Annotated in this window: 24 protein-coding genes and 1 other annotated feature; all 24 genes read left to right on the top strand. The window is 54.5% G+C overall.

The genetic code is table 11. The annotated features are described in order from the left end of the window. Positions 1-6: 6 nt before the first annotated feature. Positions 7-2,217, top strand: coding sequence for a penicillin-binding protein (locus tag LG52_RS10095; RefSeq protein ID WP_044731817.1), 2,211 nt, complete (start codon positions 7-9; stop codon positions 2,215-2,217). A gap of 71 nt (positions 2,218-2,288) precedes the next feature. Next, the gene (locus tag LG52_RS10090; RefSeq protein ID WP_044731816.1) at positions 2,289-4,223 is read left to right on the top strand and encodes a stage V sporulation protein D; all 1,935 of its coding nucleotides are present in this window, start codon (positions 2,289-2,291) and stop codon (positions 4,221-4,223) included. 112 nt (positions 4,224-4,335) lie between these two features. Beyond that, a complete protein-coding gene (locus LG52_RS10085) occupies positions 4,336-5,811 on the top strand; it encodes a UDP-N-acetylmuramoyl-L-alanyl-D-glutamate--2,6-diaminopimelate ligase (RefSeq protein ID WP_044731815.1) in 1,476 nt (491 codons plus the stop codon). Next, the gene (locus tag LG52_RS10080) at positions 5,802-6,257 is read left to right on the top strand and encodes a hypothetical protein (protein ID WP_044731814.1); all 456 of its coding nucleotides are present in this window, start codon (positions 5,802-5,804) and stop codon (positions 6,255-6,257) included. Before LG52_RS10085 ends, LG52_RS10080 begins: the two co-directional genes overlap by 10 nt. Next, on the top strand, positions 6,242-7,216 hold the full coding sequence (gene mraY / locus LG52_RS10075; RefSeq protein WP_044731813.1) for a phospho-N-acetylmuramoyl-pentapeptide-transferase: 975 nt from the start codon (positions 6,242-6,244) through the stop codon (positions 7,214-7,216). Before LG52_RS10080 ends, mraY begins: the two co-directional genes overlap by 16 nt. Next, a complete protein-coding gene (gene murD, locus LG52_RS10070; RefSeq protein WP_044731812.1) occupies positions 7,217-8,572 on the top strand; it encodes a UDP-N-acetylmuramoyl-L-alanine--D-glutamate ligase in 1,356 nt (451 codons plus the stop codon). A 53-nt stretch (positions 8,573-8,625) separates the two neighbouring features. Further along, positions 8,626-9,726 carry a stage V sporulation protein E gene (gene spoVE / locus LG52_RS10065; protein WP_044731811.1) on the top strand — a complete coding sequence of 367 codons (1,101 nt, stop codon included), beginning with the start codon at positions 8,626-8,628 and terminating at the stop codon, positions 9,724-9,726. Positions 9,727-9,938: 212 nt separating this feature from the next. After that, positions 9,939-10,724: a cell division protein DivIB gene (gene divIB, locus LG52_RS10060; protein WP_197071927.1), complete on the top strand. Its 786-nt coding sequence runs from the start codon at positions 9,939-9,941 to the stop codon at positions 10,722-10,724. Next, complete coding sequence (locus LG52_RS10055) at positions 10,705-11,409, top strand: DUF881 domain-containing protein (RefSeq protein WP_044731809.1); 705 nt, start codon at positions 10,705-10,707, stop codon at positions 11,407-11,409. The genes divIB and LG52_RS10055 overlap by 20 nt, the downstream gene beginning before the upstream one ends. A 28-nt stretch (positions 11,410-11,437) precedes the next feature. Continuing rightward, a complete protein-coding gene (locus LG52_RS10050) occupies positions 11,438-12,154 on the top strand; it encodes a DUF881 domain-containing protein (protein WP_044731808.1) in 717 nt (238 codons plus the stop codon). A gap of 1 nt (position 12,155) precedes the next feature. Further along, the gene (locus LG52_RS10045; RefSeq protein ID WP_044731807.1) at positions 12,156-12,518 is read left to right on the top strand and encodes a small basic family protein; all 363 of its coding nucleotides are present in this window, start codon (positions 12,156-12,158) and stop codon (positions 12,516-12,518) included. A gap of 190 nt (positions 12,519-12,708) precedes the next feature. After that, positions 12,709-13,977, top strand: coding sequence for a cell division protein FtsA (gene ftsA / locus LG52_RS10040; RefSeq protein WP_044733204.1), 1,269 nt, complete (start codon positions 12,709-12,711; stop codon positions 13,975-13,977). A 27-nt stretch (positions 13,978-14,004) separates the two neighbouring features. Then, on the top strand, positions 14,005-15,132 hold the full coding sequence (gene ftsZ / locus LG52_RS10035) for a cell division protein FtsZ (RefSeq protein ID WP_044731806.1): 1,128 nt from the start codon (positions 14,005-14,007) through the stop codon (positions 15,130-15,132). A gap of 367 nt (positions 15,133-15,499) precedes the next feature. Next, positions 15,500-16,414: a sigma-E processing peptidase SpoIIGA gene (spoIIGA, locus tag LG52_RS10030; protein WP_044731805.1), complete on the top strand. Its 915-nt coding sequence runs from the start codon at positions 15,500-15,502 to the stop codon at positions 16,412-16,414. Positions 16,415-16,466: 52 nt separating this feature from the next. Then, positions 16,467-17,186 carry an RNA polymerase sporulation sigma factor SigE gene (sigE, locus tag LG52_RS10025; RefSeq protein ID WP_013145838.1) on the top strand — a complete coding sequence of 240 codons (720 nt, stop codon included), beginning with the start codon at positions 16,467-16,469 and terminating at the stop codon, positions 17,184-17,186. Positions 17,187-17,305: 119 nt separating this feature from the next. Continuing rightward, complete coding sequence (gene sigG / locus LG52_RS10020) at positions 17,306-18,085, top strand: RNA polymerase sporulation sigma factor SigG (RefSeq protein WP_011230628.1); 780 nt, start codon at positions 17,306-17,308, stop codon at positions 18,083-18,085. Positions 18,086-18,180: 95 nt separating this feature from the next. Then, the gene (locus LG52_RS10015; protein ID WP_013145837.1) at positions 18,181-18,423 is read left to right on the top strand and encodes a YlmC/YmxH family sporulation protein; all 243 of its coding nucleotides are present in this window, start codon (positions 18,181-18,183) and stop codon (positions 18,421-18,423) included. A 136-nt stretch (positions 18,424-18,559) separates the two neighbouring features. Beyond that, positions 18,560-19,384, top strand: a complete 825-nt coding sequence (gene pgeF / locus LG52_RS10010) for a peptidoglycan editing factor PgeF (RefSeq protein WP_044733203.1) — start codon at positions 18,560-18,562, stop codon at positions 19,382-19,384. Beyond that, positions 19,381-20,055 carry a YggS family pyridoxal phosphate-dependent enzyme gene (locus tag LG52_RS10005; protein ID WP_044731804.1) on the top strand — a complete coding sequence of 225 codons (675 nt, stop codon included), beginning with the start codon at positions 19,381-19,383 and terminating at the stop codon, positions 20,053-20,055. The genes pgeF and LG52_RS10005 overlap by 4 nt, the downstream gene beginning before the upstream one ends. Positions 20,056-20,068: 13 nt before the next feature. Then, positions 20,069-20,497 carry a cell division protein SepF gene (locus tag LG52_RS10000; RefSeq protein ID WP_044731803.1) on the top strand — a complete coding sequence of 143 codons (429 nt, stop codon included), beginning with the start codon at positions 20,069-20,071 and terminating at the stop codon, positions 20,495-20,497. Positions 20,498-20,500: 3 nt separating this feature from the next. Continuing rightward, entirely contained in the window at positions 20,501-20,773 is a 273-nt protein-coding gene (locus LG52_RS09995; protein WP_044731802.1) for a YggT family protein, read from the top strand. A gap of 123 nt (positions 20,774-20,896) precedes the next feature. Beyond that, complete coding sequence (locus LG52_RS09990) at positions 20,897-21,670, top strand: RNA-binding protein (protein ID WP_044731801.1); 774 nt, start codon at positions 20,897-20,899, stop codon at positions 21,668-21,670. Positions 21,671-21,746: 76 nt separating this feature from the next. Next, positions 21,747-22,259: a DivIVA domain-containing protein gene (locus tag LG52_RS09985; protein WP_156133417.1), complete on the top strand. Its 513-nt coding sequence runs from the start codon at positions 21,747-21,749 to the stop codon at positions 22,257-22,259. 97 nt (positions 22,260-22,356) lie between these two features. Further along, positions 22,357-22,578, top strand: a binding site (T-box leader). Positions 22,579-22,630: 52 nt separating this feature from the next. Beyond that, complete coding sequence (gene ileS / locus LG52_RS09980) at positions 22,631-25,405, top strand: isoleucine--tRNA ligase (protein ID WP_044731799.1); 2,775 nt, start codon at positions 22,631-22,633, stop codon at positions 25,403-25,405. The last annotated feature ends 254 nt before the right edge of the window (positions 25,406-25,659 follow it).

The raw sequence follows: 25,659 nt of genomic DNA, 5'->3' as shown, positions 1-25,659 counted from the left end.
TCGGCGATGGAGGCAAGAAAGCATCGCAACACCCATCAGGGAGCGTTCATCCTGTTTTGCCTGTTCGGCTTCCTCTTTTCTCTGTTGTTCGCCCGCTTTGTGCAGCTTGAATGGACCGGCAAAGCGGACGGCCAAACGCTGGCTGTGATCGCGGAGCGGCAGCATCAACAAACGCGGACGATCAAAGCGAAGCGCGGAACGATTTTCGACCGCAACGGCGCCATTTTGGCTGAAGATGTACCGTCGTATACGGTTGTGGCCATTTTGGATCCGAAGATGACCACCGATCCAGATCATCCGCACCATGTGGTCGATCCGAAAAAAACAGCGGAACAACTCGCCCCGCTGCTTGGCATGGACGTCGAGGCGATGGAACGCATTTTGACCAAAAAAGCGAAGCAAGTCGAGTTTGGGGCCTACGGCCGCAACATCAGTTTTGAGCTGAAGCGAAAAATCGAGGCGCTCCATTTGCCAGGCATCGCTTTCATCCGTGACACGAGCCGGTTTTATCCGAACGGCATGTTTGCGTCGCATGTCATCGGCTATGCGCAAAAAAATGCAGCCAACGAAACGGTCGGCAAAATGGGAGTGGAAAAAGAGCTTGACCGGTATTTGCGTGAAGAAGACGGCTATGTGTCGTTTGCCGGCGACGTGAAAGGCTTCCGCCTCCCTGGGGGGAAAGAGCGCATTGTCAAGCCGGACAATGGGGCAAACGTCTATTTGACGATCGACGGAAAGATTCAATCGTTTTTGGAAGATGCGATGAACAGTGTCGAGAAGCAATACAAGCCGAAAAAAATGATCGCCATCGTCGCTGATCCAAAAACAGGGAAAATTTTGGCGATGGCGACGCGTCCGAGCTTCGACCCAAACAAGCGTGATATTACGAACTTTTTAAATGACGCCATTTCCTATCCGTATGAGCCGGGATCGACGATGAAAGTGTTCACGCTCGCGGCGGCCATCAACGAAGGAGTGTATAACGGCAACGAAACGTATCGCTCCGGTTCTTACAAAGTGGGGCCGAATACGATTCGCGACCATAACGATGTTGGGTGGGGGACGATCACGTTTAATGAAGGGGTGCAGCGCTCTTCAAACGTCGCCTTTTCGATTTTAGTGAAAGAAAAGCTTGGCGAAGATCGGTTTTTGCAATATTTGCACCGTTTCCATTTTGACCGGAAAACGGGCATCGATTTGCCGAATGAGGCGGTCGGGCAAATCCGCTATCGCTACCCGATCGAACGAATTACGACCGGATTCGGCCAAGGGACATCGGTGACGCCGATCCAGCAAATCCAAGCGGCGACGGCGATCGCCAACGATGGGAAAATGATGAAGCCGTATGTCATCGAGAAAGTCGTCGACCCAGACAGCGGCAAAGTCGTGCTCGATCATGGGCCGACCGTGGTCGGCGAGCCGATTACGGCGGAAACCGCGCGCAAAGTGCGCGCCATTTTAGAGACGGTCGTCACGTCCGAACACGGCACCGGCCGTCCGTACCAAATCAACGGCTACCGCGTCGCCGGCAAAACGGGGACGGCGCAAATTCCGTCGGCTTCGGGGGGCTATTTGACCGGACGGGAAAACTACATTTTTTCGTTTTTAGGCATGGCGCCGACGGATGATCCGAAGCTTCTCATGTATGTCGCTGTCCAACAGCCGCACCTCGATGTGACCGAAACCGGAGCGGCGCCGGTGTCGCAAATTTTTACGACGGTGATGAAAAGCAGTTTGCAATATTTGCATATTGAACCGAACGGGGAAAAACGAATGAAAGCAAAGACTTCGGAACCGCAGGCGCTTGATTCATGGATCGGCCAGCCGGCGGCTTCGGCAGCAGAGCAGCTGAAGGAAAAGGGATATGTGCCGGTTGTGATCGGCCGCGGCAAATATGTGGAGCAGCAGCTTCCGCAAGGCGGCGATCACGTTCTTTTGGGCGAACGGGTCGTGTTGAAAACGGACGGGGCGGCAACGATGCCGGATTTGCGCGGCTTCTCGCTGCGCGACGCTATGAAAGTGGCCGGCGTTCTCGGCTTGCGGCCGAGCACAAAAGGGACCGGCTATGTCGTCAGCCAAAGCATTCGTCCAGGAGCGGAGGTGCGCAAAGGCGATTATTTAATCGTTGAATTGGCTCCGCCGCGCCAATGGGAGAAAGCGGCGGCGGAGAAGGAGAAAGAGGCGGCCGAGCGGAAAGAAGCCGAGCCGCACGAATGATGTTTGCCGTTCTATAACGGGGCGTACAAGCATATAGTGGAACGAGCCCACCATGAAGGAGGTTCCGCCATATGCGCGTATCGTACGTTACCGTGCGCAAGCGGTTGACGATCGTGTTTTTGATCGGGATTTTGATCTTTGCCATTATCGATCTCCGTCTCGGCTACGTCCAATTTTGGCTCGGCGATCTATTAGCGGAACGGGCGAAAGGGCTATGGGGCCGGAACATTCCGTTTGAGCCGAAGCGAGGCGAAATTTTGGACCGCAACGGCGTCCCGCTGGCGACGAACATGAGCGCGCCGACGGTGTATGTCATTCCGCGGCAAGTCAAAAACCCGGCAGAGGCGGCGAAAAAGCTGGCCGGGGTGTTGGGCGGTTCGGTCGAATCCATCTATAAACAAATCACGCAAAAAACGTCGATCGTCCGCCTGAAAGAAGGGCGGAAAATTTCCGATGAAAAAGCGGCGAATGTGCGCTCCCTCGACTTGGATGGGGTGTATATCGCTGAAGATACGAAGCGCTACTATCCGTTTGGCAGCTATTTGTCGCACGTGCTCGGCTTCACCGGCATTGACAACCAAGGGCTCACCGGGTTGGAGCTGTATTATGACAAGGAACTGAGGGGCGAGCGCGGCTCCGTGCAGTTTTATTCCGATGCGAAAGGGCGGCGCATGCCCGATATAGCTGATGACTATACGCCGCCGACTGACGGCTTGAATTTGGTGTTGACGATCGATTCGCGCATTCAGACAATCATTGAGCGCGAACTTGACATCGCGGAGGCGAAATACAATCCGGACGGCATCATCGCCATCGCCATGGATCCGAACACCGGTGAAATTTTGGCGATGGCGAGCCGGCCGACGTTCAATCCAGCGGATTACCGGAGCGTTCCTCCGGAAATTTACAACCGCAACTTGCCGATTTGGAGCACATACGAACCGGGATCGACGTTTAAAATCATTACGCTGGCCGCGGCGCTTGAGGAACATAAGGTAAATTTGCTGAAAGACCATTTCTTTGATCCAGGCTATGCCAAAGTAGCCGGCGCTACGCTCCGCTGCTGGAAAAAAGGCGGCCACGGCGATCAGACGTTTTTGGAAGTCGTGCAAAACTCGTGCAACCCAGGATTTGTAGAGCTGGGCGAGCGGCTCGGAAAGGAGACGTTGTTTCGCTACATTAAGCAATTCGGTTTTGGCGAAAAAACGGGCATCGACTTGCAAGGCGAAGGAACAGGCATTTTGTTTGATTTGAAACGGGTCGGGCCGGTGGAACTGGCAACGACGGCGTTTGGCCAAGGAGTGTCGGTGACGCCGATCCAGCAAGTCGCTGCCGTGTCGGCGGCAATCAATGGCGGCATTTTGTACACTCCGTACATTGCTAAACAGTGGGTCGACCCGGAAACAGGAGAGATCGTCCGCCGCAACACGCCAAAAGCGAAACGACGCGTCATTTCCGAGGAAACATCGAAACAAGTCCGCTACGCACTTGAGAGCGTCGTCGCTCAAGGAACAGGGAAAAAGGCGTATGTCGAAGGGTACCGCGTCGGTGGAAAAACGGGAACGGCGCAAAAGGCGCAAGGCGGCCGCTATTTGCAAAACAACCATATCGTTTCGTTCATCGGCTTCGCTCCGGCGGATGACCCGAAGCTTGTCGTGTACGTCGCCGTCGACAACCCGAAAGGAACGGTTCAGTTCGGCGGCACGGTCGCTGCGCCGATTGTCGGGAAAATTATGGAAGATAGCTTGCGGATTATGGGCGTGAAACCGCGCCAAGACCAGCTTGCGAAAGAACGTGACTGGAATGAGCCGAAAGTGATTGAGGTGCCGAACTTGATCGGATTGACAAAAAATGATTTGCAAGAACAGCTTTTTGACTTAAAATTAGATGTTAGTGGCGAGGGAGATGTTGTTGTTGAACAATCTCCGAAGCCAGGGGCGAAAGTGAAAGAAGGCTCAACGGTCCGCATTTATTTGGCGAAACGCGAAGCGGCGGAAGAACGGTAAGACGAGCGTGCAAGGGGCGACCGATGCGATGACACATCGGGTTGGTTGTGCCCCTTTTTCCACTGTCTGCCTAACGGAGCGGATGATTTCGAAGCGAAAGGGATGAACGAACATGAAACTGTTGACGCTGCTGTCACACTTGCCCGGTTTTTGGGTGCACGATGGAGGCAATCCGGACATCGCGGCGCTCGAAATGGACTCGCGCCGCGTTGCCCCCGGTTCTCTCTTTTTTTGCCTTAAAGGGCTTACAGTAGACGGACACGACTTTGCCGAGGAAGCGGTGGCACGCGGGGCGGCGGCAGTCGTGGCCGAGCGTCCGCTTTCCGTCGATGTTCCGGTCGTTCTCGTGCCGGACAGCCGGCGGGCGATGGCGATTTTAGCGGACGCTTTTTACGGGCGGCCGACCCACCGCCTTCATTTAATCGGCGTGACAGGCACAAACGGCAAGACAACGACAACGTCGATCATGGAACAAATCGCGAGAAAAGCAGGCAAGAAAACAGGGCTCATTGGCACGGTTCACATCAAGGTCGGCGACCGCTCCTATCCGGCGGCCAATACGACGCCGGAGTCGCTCATTTTGCAGCGCACGTTTAAACAGATGGTCGATGAAGGAGTAGAGTTTGTCGCCATGGAAGTGTCGTCGCACGCACTGCACCAAGGTCGGGTGCATGGCTGCGATTACGATGTAGCCGTCTTTACGAACTTAACGCAAGACCATTTGGATTATCACGGAACAATGGAAGAATACCGGAACGCTAAAGGGCTTTTGTTTGCCCAGCTCGGCAACCGCTACGACGAACGGCGGCCGAAATTTGCTGTTCTCAATCATGACGATCCGGTTTCGCAATATTATAAACATATGACGGCCGCGCCGATTGTCACATACGGCATGAAGGAAAAAAGCGATGTGATGGCGGAACAGATCCGCATGACCTCAGGCGGCATGGCATTTCGGCTTTGCACTCCGCATGGGTCGACGGCGATCGAAACGAAACTTGTCGGCTTGTTTAACGTCTATAACATTCTCGCCGCTGCCGCGGCCTGCCTTGCCTCTGGCTTTTCGCTCGAAACGATCGCCGCAGCGCTTGCGGATGTCGAACCGGTGCCGGGGCGGTTTGAAATGGTCGATGAAGGGCAAAACTTTACCATCATCGTCGATTACGCCCACACGCCGGACAGCTTGGAAAATGCGCTGAGAACGGTGCGTCAGTTTGCCAAACGGAACGTCTATGTCGTCATCGGCTGCGGCGGCGACCGCGACCGGTCGAAACGACCGATCATGGCGCAGGTGGCGGTGCGGTATGCGGATGTCGCCATTTTTACTTCCGATAATCCGCGTTCGGAAGACCCGAAGCAAATTTTGCACGATATGGAAGCCGGTGTGAGCGCTGGGGCGGGAACGTATGTGACGATTCCCGACCGGGAAGAGGCGATCCGCTACGCCATCGGGCAGGCGCAGGAGGGCGATGTTGTGTTGATTGCCGGCAAAGGGCATGAAACGTATCAAATCATCGGCGATGACGCGATCGACTTTGACGATCGCGCCGTTGCCCGGAGAGCGGTGAAGGAGAGAGGATGTCGATGATCGCATACAGGATGGTGCAATCGATTGCGGTGGAGGCGCGAGGCATTGTCGATGAAACGATTCGGTTTCACGCCGTGTTCGTCGATCCGACCCAACAAGTGAAAAACGGATTGTTTGTCCCGCTCGAGCGCGGAGCGGAAACGTTGAAAACGGCCATTGAACATGGGGCGATCGCTTCGTTTTGGCGCTTGGGCGATCCGCTGCCGCGCTATATTCCGAACCAGTTTCCACTCTTTTTCGTCCCGTCGCCGCTTGAGGCGGCTGCGGCATTGCTTGAACGGTATTTAGAGCAAGGCGGCGAGAGGGACGCCCAGTTTTTCTTCGCGCTCCCCAAAGATAGTTTCCTTGCTGATGCGGTTGTGCGCCGCCGGCTCGCCGAGTTGCAAAAACGGTGGTTAAGCGCGCAGCCGGCAAAAGGATGTGACGATGCATGCCAGAACAAATAATCGTGGTTGCGATGGCGGTTTCTTTTTTGATCACCGTCATTTTGTCGCCGTTGTTCATCCCGTTTTTGCGGCGGCTGAAATTCGGACAAAGCATCCGCGAGGAAGGGCCGAAGTCGCATCAGAAAAAATCCGGCACGCCGACGATGGGCGGCATCATGATTTTGTTGGCGATTGTGGCGACGACCCTATGGATCACGCCGAAAATCGCCGACTTGTCGACGAGGACGTATTTGCTGTTGTTGGTCACCGTCGGCTATGGGGTGCTCGGCTTCCTCGACGATATGATCAAAGTCGTGATGAAGCGAAATCTTGGCTTGACGAGCCGGCAAAAATTTATCGGCCAGCTCCTTATCGCAGCCGTCTTTTTTGTCGTCTACCGCCAAAGCGGCTTTTCCACAGTTTTACATATTCCTGGCGCCGATTGGTCGGTCGACCTCGGATGGGCGTACGGCGTGCTCTTGTTTTTTATGCTTGTCGGCGGCTCGAACGCCGTCAACTTGACCGACGGGCTTGACGGGCTGCTTGCCGGAACAGCGGCGATTGCCTTTGGCGCTTATGCCGTCTTGGCTTGGAATCAAGGCCAGTACGATGTCGCTGTATTTTGCGTCGCTGTTGTTGGCGCCGTGCTTGGCTTTTTAGTGTTTAACGCCCACCCGGCGAAAGTGTTTATGGGCGACACCGGCTCGCTCGCACTTGGCGGGGCGATCGCCGCTGTCGCTGTCTTGACGAAGCTTGAGCTGTTGCTTGTCATCATCGGCGGTGTGTTTGTCATCGAGACGCTGTCGGTCATCATTCAAGTGGCTTCGTTCAAAACGACGGGACGGCGCGTGTTCCGCATGAGTCCGCTTCATCATCACTATGAGCTTATCGGCTGGTCAGAATGGCGGATCGTTGTGACGTTTTGGGCCGTCGGCCTTTTATTTGCGATGCTAGCAATTTATATCGAGGTGTGGATGTAATTGAAACCGACTCGTTTTTATCAACATCGTCGTGTGCTTGTCATTGGATTGGCGAAAAGCGGAGCGGCGGCAGCTCGGCTTCTTGCGGAGTTAGGCGCTGAGGTCGTCGTCAATGATCAAAAGCCGCTTTCGGAAAACATGGAGGCCAAGCAGCTTGAACCGCTCGGCATTCGCGTCGTTTGCGGCGGTCATCCGCTTGAACTGCTTGATGAGCCGTTTGACCTTGTCGTGAAAAACCCGGGCATTCCGTACACGAACCCGATGGTGAAAAAGGCGCTTGAGAAGGGGCTTCCGGTTGTGACCGAAGTGGAGCTTGCTTATCACATTTCCGAAGGGCCGTTTATCGGCATTACCGGGTCCAACGGAAAAACGACGACGACGACGCTCATTTACGAAATGTTAAAAGCGGACGGCCAAGATCCGCTGCTTGCCGGCAACATCGGCCTTGTCGCCTGCGAGGTGGCGAGGGAAGCGAAACCGGGGCAATGGCTTGTCACGGAACTGTCTTCGTTTCAGCTTGCCGGCATTGACAAGTTTCGCCCAGCCATTGCGGTTTTGCTCAACATTTTCGACGCCCACTTGGACTACCACGGAACGAAAGAGGCGTATGCAGCGGCAAAGGCGAACATTTTCCGCAACCAAACGGAGCGCGATTATGCCGTCGTCAATGCCGACGATCCGCTTGTGATGAACATTGCCTCCTTGGTTCGATCGCAAAAAGTGCTGTTTTCGGCGACGAAGCTTCTCGGCGAAGGGGCGTACGTTCAAGATGGCGCCATCTATTGGAACGGTGATCCAGTTATCACAATCGCTGACATCGTTCTTCCTGGACAGCACAATTTGGAAAACATTTTAGCGGCGGTGGCGGCCGCCAAGTTGGCCGGCGCCAGCGATGAGGCGATCCGCCAGGTGCTGGCGGCGTTTTCCGGCGTGAAACATCGGCTTCAGTATGTGGCGGAAATTGACGGCCGACGGTTTTACAACGACTCGAAAGCGACGAACATCTTAGCGACGCAAAAGGCGCTTTCAGCGTTTGCCGGCGAGCCGGTCATTTTGTTGGCCGGCGGGCTTGACCGCGGCAATGAGTTTGATGATCTTCTCCCGTATTTGCAACAGGTGAAGGCGGTCGTACTGTTCGGCCAGACGGCGGATAAAATCGGCCGCATCGCCCAAAAAGCGGGAATAGAAACGATCCGATATGTCGATAATGTGGAAAAAGCCGTCCCGGTTGCTTTCGAGCTTTCCGAGCCGGGCGACGTCATTTTGCTCTCTCCAGCATGCGCCAGCTGGGATCAATACAAAACTTTCGAGGAGAGAGGGGACATTTTTATCAACGCCGTGCATAAGTTGAAATAGAGGGAAAGGGACAGCCCTTCCCCTCTAGTTTATAAAAATAGAGGTGTTGGGCATTGCCGCGGAAAAAGTCTGCACCGGATTTTTTGCTCATTATTTTGACGTTTTCGCTCTTGGCCATCGGACTTATTATGGTGTACAGCGCGAGCGCCATTTGGGCGGAATACAAATTCAACGATTCGTTTTTCTTCGCCAAGCGCCAGCTGTTGTTTGCGGGCGTCGGCATTATCGCTATGTTTTTTGTCATGAACATCGATTATTGGGTGTGGCGCGACTGGTCGAAAGTGCTGCTTGGCGTCTGTTTTGTGCTGCTCGTTCTTGTGCTCATTCCCGGCATCGGCATGGTTCGCAATGGGTCGCGCAGCTGGATCGGCGTCGGGGCGTTTTCGATCCAGCCGTCCGAGTTTATGAAGCTGGCTATGATCGCTTTTTTGGCCAAATATTTATCGGAAAACCAAAAAAAAATTACGTCATTTAAACAAGGGTTGTTGCCGGCGTTGGCCCTTGTGTTTGCCGCGTTCGGCATGATTATGCTCCAACCGGACTTAGGGACGGGCACCGTTATGGTTGGTACGTGCGTGACGATGATTTTCGTCGCCGGCGCCCGTCTCAGCCATTTTGCCGGGCTTGGCGTTTTGGGGCTCGCTGGGCTTGCCGTCCTCATCCTGTCGGCTCCATATCGAATCAAGCGGATTACATCGTTTTTGAACCCGTGGGAAGATCCACTTGGAAGCGGATTTCAAATCATCCAGTCGCTGTACGCCATTGGGCCGGGCGGCTTGTTCGGCCTTGGGCTCGGGCAGAGCCGGCAAAAGTTTTTTTACTTGCCGGAGCCGCAAACCGACTTTATTTTCGCCATTTTAGCCGAAGAGCTCGGCTTTATCGGCGGTTCACTCGTTCTCCTGCTCTTTGCCCTTCTTCTTTGGCGCGGCGTGCGCATTGCCCTTGGCGCCCCTGACTTGTATGGAAGTTTTTTGGCGCTTGGCATTATTTCGATGATTGCGATTCAAGTGATGATCAATATCGGCGTTGTGACGGGATTGATGCCTGTTACCGGCATCACGCTCCCATTTTTAAGCTACGGCGGATCGTCGCTGACGTTGATGCTGATGGCCATCGGCGTGCTGCTTAATATCAGCAGGCATGCCCGGTATTAGGCAAGCGGCGGATGTCCGCCGCTTTTTTGGCATCTCTCTAACGCAGCCCATCGTCGAATGGTGCCGGCAAATGCGATAAAAACAGGCTCTCTCTTACATTCATTTGTGATATAATGAAAATAAATGCAAAAACAAAGAAACGGCAGCGGATGCCGTTTGTTTTTATACCGGTCGTTTCAGTGCGGGCGTTGAAGAAGAAAGCGGGGAATGCGATGGAAAAGGGAAAAGTCGTCGTTTTGGAGGACCGCGTGCCGAAACTGAAGGAGCTGCGCCGCCAGAAAGCGAACCGCCGGCTCATTGCGTACTTGTCCTTCTTTTTTCTGTTTATTTTGTGCGTCCTTTACTTCCAGTCGCCGCTCAGCGCGGTAAGGCATGTGGAAGTGAGCGGCAACCGTCATCTCACAGCGGAGCGCATCATCAGCTTAAGCAGCATTACGAAGCGGACAAGCTTTTGGAAAGTGAAGGAACAAAACGTGGAAGCAAAGCTTACTCGCCATCCAGAAATTAAGGAGGCAATCGTGGAAAAACAGCTGCCGAACACGATCGTCATCCGCGTCCGCGAATGGCGGCGAATCGCTTATGTGTATGACCGGCAAACGTTTTTTCCATTGCTTGAAAATGGGCGGCTGTTAAAGCAGGAAGGGACGAAGACGGCGCCAAGCGATGCGCCGGTGCTTGTCGGCTGGAAAGACGGCGACGCCATTGCGGAAATGACGGGGCAGCTCGCCGAACTGCCCGCGGCCGTGCTGGGCGCCATGTCGGAAATTCACTACAAGCCGACGAAGGAATATGAAGACCGTGTCATCGTCTACATGAATGACGGTTATGAAGTAAGCGCGACCATCCGGCATTTTGCGGACAAGCTGTCACATTATCCGGCGATTGCCGCTGCGCTTGACCGAAACGTCAAAGGAGTCATTCATTTGGAAGTCGGCAGCTATTTTGTTCCTTACGCCCCCCCGAAAAAGGAGGATGGCGATGAAACGACAAGCTCGTAGCCGCCTCCTGCTGACGTTGATCTGCTTGATCTTCGGCGCTATGCTCGGGTTCTCGTACCAACATGCGAAAAACGAAGCATCCCGCCGCGAATGGGGCGACAGCGAGTGGAAAAAAGAGTACGAATATCGCTCGGCGCTTCTTGCTTTGCAAAAAGAAAACCGGTCGCTCAAGCAGCAGCTTGTCAAGAAGCAGGAGGAGCTGGCTGCATGGGAGAAGAAGCTGGCCGAGGAGCGGGAGAACGAGGCTGGATTGGCAAAAGAAGCGGAACAGCTGCGCATGCATGTCGGAAAAGCGAGGGTGAAAGGGAAAGGTGTAGCAGTCACCCTTTCCGATTCCTCTTATATCCCCTCTGAAGCGAGCGCTACCAATTATATCGTTCACGAACAGCACGTATGGAAAGTTGTTCACGAGTTGCTCATTTCCGGCGCCGAAGCGGTCGCGATTAATGGGCAGCGCATTTCCCACCGTTCATACATCGTCTGCAACGGTCCAGTCATTGAGGTCGATGGAACGCAGCATGCCGCTCCGTTTGTCATTTCGGCCATTGGCAATCCGGACGTGCTCATGTCCGCTCTAGAGCTTCCCGGCGGCATCGTCGACGAACTTGTCGAAGACCATATCGACGTAAAAGTGGAAAAGCAAGAAGCGATCGTGTTGGATCCGGTGTTTGCGCCCGAGCCGTAAAACGGGCGGAAAGGGGCGGTGAAGCGCATTGGAACGGAAACATCGATTCTATTTTGCCGGCGTAGCTGTCATATTCGGTGTGATGCTGGCCGTCGGGCTTCGGACGACGCTGCATCCGGAAGGACGCGACACGCGCGACATTTGGGAGTTGCGCGCAGATTTGACAAAAGAGCAGAAGCTTGAACAACGGCTGCTTGAGGAGCTAGAGAGTTATGAGGAAACATTGCGCCGCTACCGTCAGGAACACGAGGCGGGCGGCGCGACAGAGCTTGAAGCGACAGTCGCGAAGCTGAGGGAAGAAGCCGGGCTGACAGAAGTGAGAGGAAGCGGTCTCGTGTTGACGATCGCGCCGCTTTCGGCTGCCGGCTACGTTGGTCCGGCCGTTGCCACCGTATCGCCCGAGCTATTGCAACGGTTAGTGAATGAGTTGAACAAATACGGGGCGAAAGAAATCGCCATCGACGGTGAGCGGCTGACGAACCGGACGGCCATTCGCGATGTCAATGGCGCAACGAAAGTTGGGAGCCGCTCAGTGAGGCTGCCAGTCGAAGTGAGAGCAATTGCCGATGATGCGGACAAGCTGTACAGCGGGCTCGCTGTTTCGCCGATCCGCGATGATTTCGCCGTGGAAAACTTGGAGCTGTCAATATCCAAGCCCCAGCCGCTCGTTGTCATTTCGCCCGCGGCTAGCCGCCCTGATGTGAAATACATGGAGACAGAAAACGGCGGCAAGGAGGAGAAATAGCATGTGGCTCCCGCTTCTCGGATTGCTTCTTGGGTTTGCCATCGGCGTTCTCGCCGGCTGGGAAGTTCCCGATGAATATTCCAATTATTTGTCGATTGCCATTTTGGCCGCCTTTGATACATTAATCGGAGGATGGCGCGCCCATCTGCAGCGGACGTACGACGAAACCGTATTTATAACCGGGTTTTTTTTCAACATTGTTCTGGCCGCAACTTTAACTTTTCTTGGGGTGCATCTTGGTGTAGACTTGTATTTAGCGGCTGTGTTCGCCTTCGGCGTCCGCTTGTTTCAAAACATTGCCATCATCCGCCGCCTTTGGCTTGCTGAGTGGGCCAAGCGGCGGCACAATCGCGAAAAAAGTTAGGCAAACGACAGGGAAAGTGTTTTCGCGTGTTGAATTATATGGGGTAAAACAAAATTTGGTTGCGAAACTCGCAAACTAGACATAGACCAATAGACAAAGAGATGGGAAATTTCAGCCGAAAAAGGAGGTGTCGCTGCTTACTGAAACGCCGGCCGACACCGGCGCGTTTTTAGTAGGCAGATGCCAAAAAATGAGCAGCAATGAGATCGTCGTTAGCCTGGATGTCGGGACATCGAGCGTGAAAGTCATCATCGGGGAAATGCTAGGCAGCTCCATCAACATTATCGGGGTGGGCAATGTCAAAGCGGAAGGGCTCAAAAAAGGGGCGATTGTTGATATAGATAAAACGGTGCAGTCGATCAGACGAGCCGTCGAGCAAGCGGAGCGGATGGTCGGTTTATCGATCCGCCGTGTGATCGTCGGGGTGGCCGGCAGCCATATTCAGCTCCATGACTGCCACGGCATTGTCGCCGTCGCGAGCGAAAACCGGGAAATCAGCGATGAAGATGTCGCCCGCGTCATCGATGCCGCGCAAGTCGTCTCCATCCCTCCCGATCGAGAAATCATCGGTGTCGTTCCGCGCCAGTTTATTGTCGACGGGTTGGACGGCATTCATGATCCGCGCGGCATGCTCGGCGTCCGCTTGGAAATGGAAGGCACTATGGTGACTGGTGCGAAGACGATATTACATAATCTTCTTCGCTGTGTGGAGCGGGCAGGCTTGGAAATTAGCGACATTTGTCTTCAGCCGCTGGCGGCCGGTTCGCTCGCGCTGTCCGATGACGAACGGCATTTGGGGGCGGCGCTCGTTGACCTGGGAGGCGGCTCGACAACGGTCGCTGTCTTTGAGCAAGGGACGTTGCAAGCTGTCTCTTCGCTTCCGGTCGGCGGGGAGCACATTACGAAAGACTTGGCCATCGGATTGCGGACGACAACGGACGATGCCGAAAAAATTAAACTGAAGCACGGACATGCATTTTACGACTACGCTTCGGAGGAAGAAGTGTTCAGCGTGCCGATCATGGGCACCGATCAACATCAGCAGTTCAGCCAGCTGGAGATCGCCGATATTATTGAGGCGAGGCTGGAAGAAATTTTGCAAATGGTTCAGCAGGAAGTGCGTCGTCTCGGGTTTCGCGATCTTCCCGGCGGCTATGTGCTGACCGGCGGCGTCGCCAATATGCCAGGGTTGCTTGAGCTGGCCCACGTCGTTTTCGGGACGAGCGTCCGCATTGCCATGCCGGATTATATCGGTGTGCGCGACCCGCAGTATACGATCGCCGTTGGTTTGCTCAAGTTCGCCTACCGGCAGGCGCAGCTGCAAGGGAAAACGATCCCGGCTGCCGCTGCGGTGGAGCCGGTCGAGCGCCCCTCGCAAAAACAGCAGCCGAAACCTAAAAAGAAAGAAGACCATTTTGGGAAGAAGGTCAAGAAATTTTTCGGTTCTTTCTTTGAATAGAGATTGAAATTTTAGGAGGATTTGGCCATGTTGGAGTTTGAGACAACAGTCGATCAGTTGGCAACGATCAAGGTGATTGGAGTCGGGGGCGGCGGCAACAACGCCGTCAATCGGATGATTGAGCATGGGGTGCAAGGTGTAGAGTTTATTGCGGTCAATACGGATGCACAGGCGCTCAACTTGTCGAAAGCGCCGATCAAGCTGCAAATCGGGGCGAAGCTGACACGCGGCTTGGGCGCGGGGGCGAACCCGGAAGTTGGAAAAAAAGCAGCTGAGGAGAGCAAAGAGCAAATTGAAGAAGCGCTTCGCGGCGCTGATATGGTGTTTGTCACCGCTGGCATGGGCGGTGGCACGGGAACTGGCGCTGCCCCGGTCATCGCCCAAATTGCGCGCGAGTTAGGGGCGCTTACGGTCGGCGTTGTTACGCGCCCGTTTACGTTTGAGGGGCGGAAGCGGGCGACGCAGGCCGCAAGCGGCATCGCCGCCATGAAAGAGGCGGTCGATACGCTGATCGTCATTCCGAACGACCGGTTGCTTGAGATTGTCGACAAAAATACGCCGATGCTTGAGGCGTTCCGCGAAGCGGACAATGTGCTGCGCCAAGGGGTGCAAGGCATTTCTGATTTGATCGCCGTGCCGGGATTGATCAACCTTGACTTCGCTGATGTGAAGACGATCATGTCGAATAAAGGCTCAGCATTGATGGGGATTGGCATCGCCAGCGGCGAAAACCGAGCAGCGGAGGCAGCAAAAAAAGCCATTTCCAGCCCGCTGTTGGAGACGTCGATCGACGGCGCCCAAGGGGTGCTCATGAATATCACCGGCGGCGTGAACTTAAGTTTGTATGAAGTGCAGGAGGCTGCCGACATCGTCGCTTCGGCGGCCGACCAGGAAGTGAACATGATCTTCGGCTCCGTTATTAATGAGAACTTAAAGGATGAGATCATCGTGACGGTCATTGCAACTGGATTCAACGAAAACGTCGCTTCGCAGCCGCGGCCGCCGCGCATCGGCACCGTGCCGAAAGCGGCGCCGGCGCCAAAGCGGGAAAAGCGCGAGGAGCCGATGCAAGACTATGCGGCGCTCCGCTCGGGGCAAGCAGAAGATCCGCTTGACATTCCCGCTTTCTTGCGCAACCGCAACCGCCGCCGCTAGATGGCGAAACGAGGGTGTCCCAAAAGCAACGGGACACCCTTTCTTCATCACAAGAACATGCACGGACGTACACGAAGCGCTTTGGTGAAAGTGATATATTCGATGACCTTTGGGGACATCCCCGCTTTTTCATAGCATATTAGAATCAAATATTCTCTCGCGTTGGCCATCCGTTCTCTTGCCGCACAAGAGCGAAGAAGAGAAGGCAGGTTAGGCTTTCGTGCCGGCCGATTTGATCCGCCGTGGTTCCCCCTGTTTTGACAAAACATCCCTTTTTTCACCGCCACCGATTGACAGACTTTCCCCGAAGAGATGCTATATACTTGTTTCAGACAAAACCGATGTGGGCGGGGGAGGGGCTTGACGGTTGGTCGTCTATCTCGATGTCATTTGGCTGTTGAATGTCTGTTTTGACGCGTTGCTTCTTTGGCTGACGGCGCTCATGCTCAAGCGGCCGATCGTCTGGTGGCGCCTGTTGGCCGGAGCGTTGATCGGTTCGCTGCTCGTTGTGTTGCTGTTTACCCCGTTTTCCGCCATCGTCCAGCACCCGTTGATAAAAGCAGCCGTTTCCGTATTGATCGTGTGGGCCGCCTTCGGCTTTAAGCGCCCGCGCTATTTGCTTGAAAATATGCTGGCGTTTTACTTTGCCACGTTCGCCGTCGGCGGCGGCATGCTGGCGGTTCATGATTTTTTCGCGCACCAACTGTCCGTTCGCCAAGGAATGCTTCTCATGCATCATCCCGGGGCGGGCGATCCGGTCAGCTGGCTGTTTGTTGTCATCGGGTTTCCGGTTTTATGGCTTTTTTCCCGCCGAAGGGTGGAGGCGATTCGCGAAAAAAAACTGCGGTTTGAACATATCATTGAGGTCAAGATCGTATGGGACGGGCGGCCGCTTATGCTGCGCGGCTTGATTGACAGCGGCAACCAGCTCGTCGATCCGTTGACAAAAACGCCGGTGATGGTAGTCGAACAGGAAAAAGCGAAGGCAGTGCTTCCTGAAGAGCTATTGGGTTGCCTCAGCGCTCCCATGATGCTGGCTTCCCCGCCGGAGCGGTGGGTCCATCGCCTCCGTCTCATTCCGTACCGCGCGGTCGGCAGCGGTCCACAAATAATGGCGGCGGTCAAGCCAGACCGCATTATGCTTCGGTATGAAAACGAATGGTTGGAAGTAGCGCAAGGGCTTATGGCGCTAAGCGCTGATCCGCTTTCGACGGATGGGGAGTACGACTGCATCGTTCATCCGAAAATGGTGCAGGCGGGAAGAAAGCTGACCGCTTCGTAGGTGTTGTTAGTATATCATACTCGCTTTTGATCCGTTTAGAAGGGGGATTTTCATGAAAAAGTGGAAACTTCGTTTCATGTACTGGCTGTATAAGTTTTTGGCCAAGCTCGGCTTGAAGGCCGATGAAATTTATTATATCGGAGGCAGCGAAGCGCTTCCGCCGCCGCTGACAAAAGAAGAAGAGGAGCAGCTGATCGCCAGGCTCGCCGCCGGCGACGACACGGCGAGATCGCTTTTGATCGAACGCAATTTGCGTCTTGTCGTCTACATTGCGCGCAAGTTTGAAAACACCGGCATTCACATTGAAGATTTGATCAGCATTGGAACGATCGGCCTCATTAAGGCGGTCAACACGTTCAACCCCGAGAAGAAGATCAAGCTGGCGACATACGCGTCGCGCTGCATTGAAAACGAAATTTTAATGTATTTGCGCCGCAACAACAAAGTGCGGGCGGAAGTGTCATTTGATGAACCGCTCAATATCGATTGGGATGGCAACGAGCTGTTGCTTTCCGACGTGTTGGGAACGGAAGACGACGTGATTACGAAAGATTTGGAGGCGGATGTCGACCGGCGCTTGCTCTTAAACGCCTTGCGCCAGCTGAGCGACCGCGAGAAGCAAATTATGGAATTGCGTTTTGGCCTCTCCGGCGGCGAAGAAAAGACGCAAAAAGACGTCGCTGATTTGCTCGGCATTTCGCAGTCGTACATATCGCGTCTGGAGAAGCGGATCATTAAACGGTTGCGCAAAGAATTCAATAAAATGATGTAGCGGGCGGCGGGAGCGAAATTCCGCCGCTTTTTCCGCGTCGGACAGGCTGTGCATATTTTTCCCTTCCAAGGAGATACTGAAAACTGACGACTTAGCATCTCCTGATGGGAGGGAACAACTTGACGAGGAACAAAGTCGAGATTTGCGGCGTAGACACTTCGAAGCTTCCCGTCCTCAAAAATGAGGAAATGCGTGAACTGTTTCGACGGATGCATGAAGGGGATTTGGAGGCGAGAGAGAAATTAGTAAACGGCAACTTGCGCCTCGTGTTGAGCGTCATTCAGCGCTTCAACAACCGAGGCGAATTTGTCGATGATTTGTTTCAAGTCGGCTGCATCGGACTTATGAAATCGATTGATAATTTTGACCTCAATCAAAACGTGAAGTTTTCCACTTACGCAGTGCCGATGATCATCGGCGAAATCCGCCGCTATTTGCGCGACAACAACCCGATCCGCGTTTCGCGCTCGCTGCGCGACATCGCCTACAAAGCGCTGCAAGTGCGAGAGCGGCTCATGAGCGAGACGGCGAAAGAACCGTCAACCGAGGAAATTGCCAAAGAACTCGGCGTCGCCCATGAGGAAGTGGTTTTTGCCCTCGATGCCATTCAAGATCCTGTTTCATTGTTTGAGCCGATTTACAACGACGGCGGCGATCCGATTTATGTGATGGACCAGCTGAGCGATGAGCGCAACCGCGACAGCCAATGGATCGAAGAAATCGCCTTGAAGGAAGGGCTTCGGCGGTTGAATGAGCGGGAAAAAATGATTATCCGCAAACGTTTTTTCCAAGGAAAGACGCAAATGGAAGTGGCCGAGGAAATCGGCATTTCCCAAGCGCAAGTGTCCAGGCTCGAAAAAGCGGCGATCCGGCAAATGAATAAAAACATCCAAGTGTGACAGGTTGCGGACGCAGCCTTTTTCTTTGGCACATAACTGCTCATTCGTCGTCATATAGATGAAAAAGAGGGAGAGGAAAGGCGGGGAGAAAAACCGTGATGAGAATTTCTGAATTTCAGACGAAAGATGTCGTCAATGTAGCCAATGGGAAAAAGCTTGGCAATATTGGGGACATTGATATTGATTTAGATACTGGAAAAATCCGCTCACTCATTATTTTAGGCGCCGGAAAGATGCTCGGGCTGTTCGGCCGCGAAGAGGCGGTCGTCATTCCATGGCAGAACATCGTCAAAATCGGAGCCGATGTGATTTTAGTCCGCCTTCATGATACGGATTGAATCCCGAAGATGGCCCAGGGTTGACAGCAATGTTTCGACAAAATCGCAAATAAAGGTTATCATGGACAAACAAACTATGATAAAATAGGAAAAAAAGTGATAAAAAACTACAAAAAGCAGCGTGAGGTTGACGCGAATGTCGGACATTTTTCAACAGGAAGCCCGCGGCTGGCTCCGCTGCTGGGCGCCTCCGTTTGTTGGAGCCGTCGCTGGATTGACGACGAAACACGGCGGGGAGAGCAAAGGGCCGTTCGCCTCGCTCAATATGGGGCTGCATGTCGGCGATGCCCGCACGGATGTCGTCAACAACCGCCGGCGCTTGGCACACTGGCTCTCATTCCCGCTTGAACGATGGGTATGTTGCCAACAAGTGCACGGCGCCGACATTCGAAAGGTGACGAAAAACGACCGGGGGAGCGGAGCGCAGGATTTCGCCACGGCGGTTCCGGGGGTCGACGGGCTGTATACGGACGAGGCGGGGATGTTGCTCGCGCTTTGTTTTGCTGACTGCGTGCCTGTCTATTTTATCGCGCCATCAGCCGATGTGGTCGGTCTTGCCCACGCCGGCTGGCGGGGGGCGGCGGGCGGCATTGCCCGCAATATGGTGCAGATTTGGCAGGAGCGCGAACAAATTGCTCCGTCTGACATCTATGTGGCGATTGGACCGGCCATTGGCCCGTGCTGTTACACGGTCGATGACCGGGTGATCGATGGCTTGCGCCCGACGCTTCCTCCGGAAAGCCCGTTGCCATGGCGGGAAACAAGCCCAGGGCAATATGCGCTTGACTTAAAGGAAGCCAACCGGCTTCAGTTGCTCGCGGCTGGCGTTCCGAACAGCCATATTTATGTGTCGGAACGCTGTACAAGCTGTGAGGAAGCGTTGTTTTTTTCCCACCGCCGCGACCGCGGAACGACCGGAAGGATGTTGGCGTTCATTGGCCGAAGGGAGGAATGGACATGACGGTGCGCGACAACTTGGCGGCCATTCGCCGAGAAATCGAGGCGGCCTGCGCTCGCGTCGGCCGCGATCCGGCCGGCGTGCGCATCGTGGCGGTCACCAAATATGTGGATGCAAAGCAGGCGCTCGAGGTGCTTGACGCCGGCATTGCCGATCTCGGCGAAAACCGCTCTGACCAATTGATTGAAAAGCATGAACGGATCGGAAATCAAGCGACGTGGCATTTCATTGGCACGCTTCAGTCGCGCAAAGTCAAAGACATCATTGATAAAGTCGATTACATTCATTCGCTCGACCGCTTGTCGCTCGCGAAAGAAATCGAAAAGCGGGCGGCGCGGCGGGTGAAATGTTTTGTGCAGGTGAACGTCTCAGGAGAGGCGACCAAACACGGGCTCGCCCCCGAAGAAACGGTTCCGTTTATTGAACAACTTCGCGCCTTTTCGCGCATCGAAGTCGTCGGATTGATGACGATGGCGCCGCACACCGACGACGAAGCGATATTGCGCGCTTGCTTTCGTCAATTGCGGATGCTGAAGGAACGTGTTCAGGCGTTGGGAATGGCCCATGCGCCATGCACCGAACTATCAATGGGCATGTCAAACGACTACACGATCGCCATCGAGGAAGGAGCGACGTTTGTGCGCATCGGCAGCGCGCTTGTCGGATCATTGTAGGAGGTGAAACGGGATGGGATTGATGAAAAAATTCCGCGATTATTTTTTAGAAGAAGACTACGAAGACTATGAGGAAGAATATGAAGCGCCGCAGCCGGAAGAGGAGGCGCCGCCGAAGACGGCAGGCAAGGCGAACGTCGTAAGTCTGCAAAGCGTGCAAAAATCGGCGAAAGTTGTGCTTGCTGAGCCGCGGGTGTATGCGGAGGCGCAGGAGATCGCCGACCATTTGAAAAGCCGGCGCGCGGTCATCGTCAATTTGCAGCGCATTCAGCATGAGCAGGCGAAGCGGATCGTCGACTTTTTAAGCGGCACGGTGTACGCCATTGGCGGCGACATTCAGCAAGTCGGCACAAAAATTTTTTTATGCACCCCGGAAAACGTCGACGTCAGCGGCTCGATTTCGCTCGACGGCGAGGATGACAGACCGATGAAGAGGTGGTAGCCGTTGGATTATGTACTCACGTTTTTGACGACATTGATTCAAGTGTACTCGTATGCACTGATCATTTATATTTTAATGTCGTGGTTTCCCAATGCGCGCGAAACACGGTTCGGACAAATGCTTGCCGCCATTTGCGAGCCGTATTTGGAGCCGTTTCGGCGCGTCATTCCGCCGCTTGGCATCATTGACGTCTCCCCAATCGTCGCGTTTATCGTTCTTGAATTCGCGACGAGAGGGCTTCACGCCTTGTTCGACATTCTTCAGTCGCAGTTTTAGCTTCGTTTTGCGCGCACGGCGCTGCCGCTCTCCGTTCCGGCAGACAAAAAAGCGGAAGGGCGGAACTCGCAGAAAGGAATCCGTTGCGGGTTCCTTTCTTCCATGAAAGCAAGGTGACGTCGAGTGGAGCTGTATCAGCATTTTCGCAAAGAGGAACATCCGTTCATTGATCAAGTGCTCGAGTGGAAGGAGATGGTGAGCCGTCAGTACGTTCCGAAGCTGACCGATTTTCTCGATCCGCGTGAGCAGCAAATCGTGCAAAGCATCGTCGGCGGCGCGGAAGATGTGCGCGCGTTCTTTTTCGGCGGCGCCCCGTTTGTCGAGCGGAAGCGGGCGTTTCTCGCTCCGCCGTATATCGAGCCGGAGGAAAGTGATTATCGCATCGCTCTGTTTGCCGTCCGCTATCCGGCGAAATTCGTTTCCCTTGAACATCGCGACGTGTTGGGGGCGCTGATGTCGCTTGGCTTGCGGCGCGGCAAGTTTGGCGATATTCTCGTTCAAGATGAAGAGATTCAATTTTTCGCCGCCGCTGAAGTCGCCGACTACGTCCGCCTGCATGTCGAAACGATCGGCAAAGCTCCGGTTGCGCTTGAGCCGTTGCCGTTGTCGGCAGCCATGCCGCTTGCCGAAACGTGGGAGGAAGGAACGGTCACGGTTTCTTCTCTAAGGCTCGATGCTGTGCTCGCTCAGGCATTTCGCCTTGCGCGCGAGAAAGCGCGTGCGCTTGTTGAAAGCGGGCTTGTCAAAGTCAACTGGAAGGTGGTGGACAAGCCTGATTTTCTCTGCGGACCGGGTGATGTGCTGTCGGCGCGGGGCTTTGGCCGCTGCAAGCTGTTTTCGGTGGAAGGGCCGACGAAAAAAGAGCGCTGGCTCGTCCGGATCGGCCGACAAAAATAAACAAACGCGGCAGGAAATCGGCAAACCGTGTCGAATAAAGTGAAGAAAAGGAATGATGGAGACGGAGGTGGCCGTTGTGCCGTTGACGCCATTAGATATTCACAACAAGGAATTCAGCCGCGGGTTTCGCGGGTACGATGAAGACGAAGTGAACGAGTTTCTCGATCAAGTCATTAAAGACTATGAAATGCTCATCCGTGAAAAAAAGCAGCTGGAAGAAAAAGTAGCCGAACTGACGGAAAAGCTGAACTACTTTGCGAACATTGAAGAGACGCTCAATAAGTCGATTCTTGTTGCTCAAGAAGCAGCGGAAGAAGTGAAGCGGAATGCGCAAAAGGAAGCGAAGCTGATCATTAAAGAGGCGGAAAAAAACGCCGAGCGCATCATCAGCGATGCATTGGCGAAATCGCGGAAAATCGCCCTCGAGATCGAGGAGCTGAAGCGGCAGTCGAAAGTGTTCCGCGCCCGTTTCCGCATGCTTGTCGAGGCGCAGCTTGATATGATCAACAGCCGCGACTGGGACGAGTTGATGGAGTATGAGACGCCCGATTTGGAAGAAGGGGCGAAAGAACCGCTGTCTCATCCTTGACGAACCGAAGCCGTTTCGGTTATAATAATTGGCAAAAATCGCCGCACCAGCCGCCGTGGGAGGCGGTTGGCTTTTTTCCGGATGGATCGCGAAACAGCCATCGACGATGAAAGGGACAGTAGCTCTTGTACGACCGGTCGCAGCGAGCCGGGGATGGTGGAAGCCTGGCATCGGCGCAAGAGTGAACATCACCCTGGAGTTCCATGCCGAACATCAAGTAGGCCATGGCGCGTCATTCCCGTTACGAATGAAAAGTGGGCTGTGCGTCTTTTTGCATGGCCAAGAAGGGTGGTACCGCGAGACCGTTCTCGTCCCTTGCCGGGGGAGAACGGTTTTTTATTTGGAATCTATCGTTCGAAGGAGGAGCAAGGATGGATTACAAAGAAACGCTGCTCATGCCGAAGACCGAGTTCCCGATGCGCGGCAATTTGCCGAAGCGGGAGCCGGAAATGCAAAAAAAATGGGAGGAAATGGACATTTACCGGAAAGTGCAGGAGCGGACGAAAGGACGGCCGCTGTTTGTCCTGCATGACGGCCCGCCGTATGCCAACGGCGATATTCATATGGGCCATGCGCTGAACAAAATTTTAAAAGACATCATCGTCCGCTACAAATCCATGAGCGGCTATTGCGCTCCGTACGTGCCGGGCTGGGATACGCATGGCTTGCCGATTGAAACGGCCCTCGCGAAGCAAGGGGTTGACCGCAAATCGATGAGCGTCGCCGAGTTTCGCAAGCGGTGCGAGCAATACGCGTATGAACAAATCGACAACCAGCGCCGGCAGTTCAAGCGGCTCGGCGTGCGCGGCGACTGGGACAACCCGTACATTACGCTCAAGCCTGAGTATGAAGCCCAACAAATTAAAGTGTTTGGCGAAATGGCGAAAAAAGGGCTCATCTACAAAGGGTTGAAGCCGGTCTATTGGTCGCCGTCAAGCGAATCGGCGCTCGCCGAAGCGGAAATCGAATATAAAGACAAGCGTTCGCCGTCGATTTATGTCGCCTTCCTGGTGAAAGACGGCAAAGGCGTGCTTGAGGGCGATGAGCGAATCGTCATTTGGACGACGACGCCGTGGACGATTCCGGCGAATTTGGCGATCGCCGTTCATCCGGAGTTGGACTACCATGTCGTGGAAACAAACGGACAAAAATACGTCGCCGCCGCCGCCCTTGTCGAGTCGGTGGCGAACGAAGTCGGCTGGGACGCATGGAGCGTTGTCAAAACGGTGAAAGGGAAAGAGCTCGAGTATGTCGTCGCCAAACATCCGTTTTATGACCGCGACTCGCTCGTCGTCTGCGGCGAACACGTCACGACCGACGCCGGCACGGGCTGCGTCCATACCGCGCCGGGGCATGGGGAAGACGACTTCCTTGTCGGACAAAAATACGGGCTTCCGGTTCTTTGCCCGGTCGATGAGCGCGGCTATATGACGAGCGAAGCGCCGGGGTTTGAAGGAATGTTTTACGAAGACGCCAACAAGGCGATTACACAGAAGCTTGAGGAAGCCGGCGCCTTGTTGAAGCTCGGCTTTATCACCCACTCGTATCCGCACGACTGGCGGACGAAACAGCCGACGATTTTCCGGGCGACGACGCAATGGTTTGCGTCGATCGATAAAATCCGGAACGAGCTGCTTCAAGCGATCAAAGAAACGAAATGGATTCCAGAGTGGGGGGAAATCCGCATCCATAACATGGTGCGCGACCGCGGCGACTGGTGCATTTCCCGCCAACGGGCGTGGGGCGTGCCGATTCCGGTCTTTTACGGCGAAAACGGCGAACCGATCATCACCGATGAGACGATCGAGCATGTGTCGAACTTGTTCCGCCAATACGGATCAAACGTCTGGTTTGAGCGCGAGGCGAAAGACTTGCTGCCGGAAGGGTTCACCCATCCGTCAAGCCCGAACGGCATCTTTACGAAAGAAACGGACATTATGGACGTCTGGTTTGACTCAGGTTCGTCGCACCAAGCCGTGTTGGTCGAACGCGACGATCTTGCGCGTCCGGCTGATTTGTACTTAGAGGGGTCTGACCAATACCGCGGCTGGTTCAACTCATCGCTCTCCACCGCCGTTGCGGTCACTGGAAAAGCGCCGTATAAAGGCGTGTTGAGCCACGGCTTTGTCTTGGACGGCGAAGGGCGGAAAATGAGCAAGTCGCTCGGCAACGTCGTCGTGCCGGCCAAAGTGATGGAACAGTTCGGCGCCGACATTTTGCGGCTTTGGGTCGCTTCGGTCGACTATCAAGCGGACGTGCGCATCTCCGATCATATTTTAAAACAAGTGTCGGACGTGTACCGGAAAATCCGCAACACGTTCCGGTTTATGCTCGGCAACTTGTTCGATTTTGACCCGAACCAAAACGCCGTGCCGATTGGGGAGCTTGGCGAAGTCGACCGCTACATGCTGGCGAAGTTGAACAAGCTTGTCATCAAGGTGAAAAAAGCGTACGACAGCTATGATTTCGCCGCGGTTTATCATGAGATGAACCATTTCTGCACCGTTGAGCTGAGCGCGTTTTACTTGGATATGGCGAAAGACATTTTGTACATCGAAGCGGCCGACTCGCGCGCCCGCCGTGCGGTGCAGACCGTATTGTATGAAACGGTTGTTGCATTGGCGAAGTTGATCGCGCCGATTTTGCCGCATACGGCTGATGAAGTGTGGGAGCACATTCCGAATCGCAGAGAACACGTGGAAAGCGTCCAGCTCACCGATATGCCGGAGCCGATCGCGATCGACGGCGAAGAAGCGCTGCTTGCGAAATGGGATGCATTTATGGACGTGCGTGATGACATTTTAAAAGCGCTTGAGAATGCCCGCAATGAAAAAGTGATCGGCAAATCGCTGACCGCGAGCGTCACGGTCTACCCGAAAGACGAGGCGCGGAAGCTATTAACATCGCTTGGCGAAGATTTGCGTCAGCTCCTCATCGTTTCGGCGCTTTCGATCGCCGATGAGCCGTACGACGCCGCGCCTGTTGAGGCGGAGCGGCTCGATCATGTGGCCGTCCTCGTCCGCCCGGCGGAAGGCGAGACGTGCGAACGGTGCTGGACGGTGACGAAAGAAGTCGGCGCCGATCCGTCGCATCCAACGCTTTGCCCGCGCTGCGCACATATCGTGAATGAACATTATTCCGCGTAACGAAAAGCGGCAGGCTGCCTTGGGGCGGCCTTGCCGCTTGCTTTTGGTGGAGGAAAGAAAAAACCCAAAACGATGGTGTAAAAAACGCAAAGGCATCAGGGTGGTTGTTTTTGTCAAGAAAAAGTGCAGAATGTTGCAGTGTATAAATTCAATTCTGTAGTTGAATCAATTCTATAGTTGAACCAATTCTGTCAAACTCCGTGTCTCATGAGCCTCCGTCGCATTTACTCCATCATCTTCGACCACACGTTTGC

The organism is Geobacillus kaustophilus, from assembly GCF_000948285.1.
Taxonomy (GTDB): domain Bacteria; phylum Bacillota; class Bacilli; order Bacillales; family Anoxybacillaceae; genus Geobacillus; species Geobacillus thermoleovorans_A.
The sequence above is the reverse complement of the archived record's forward strand: the minus strand, read 5'-3'. Positions and strand labels throughout refer to the sequence as shown.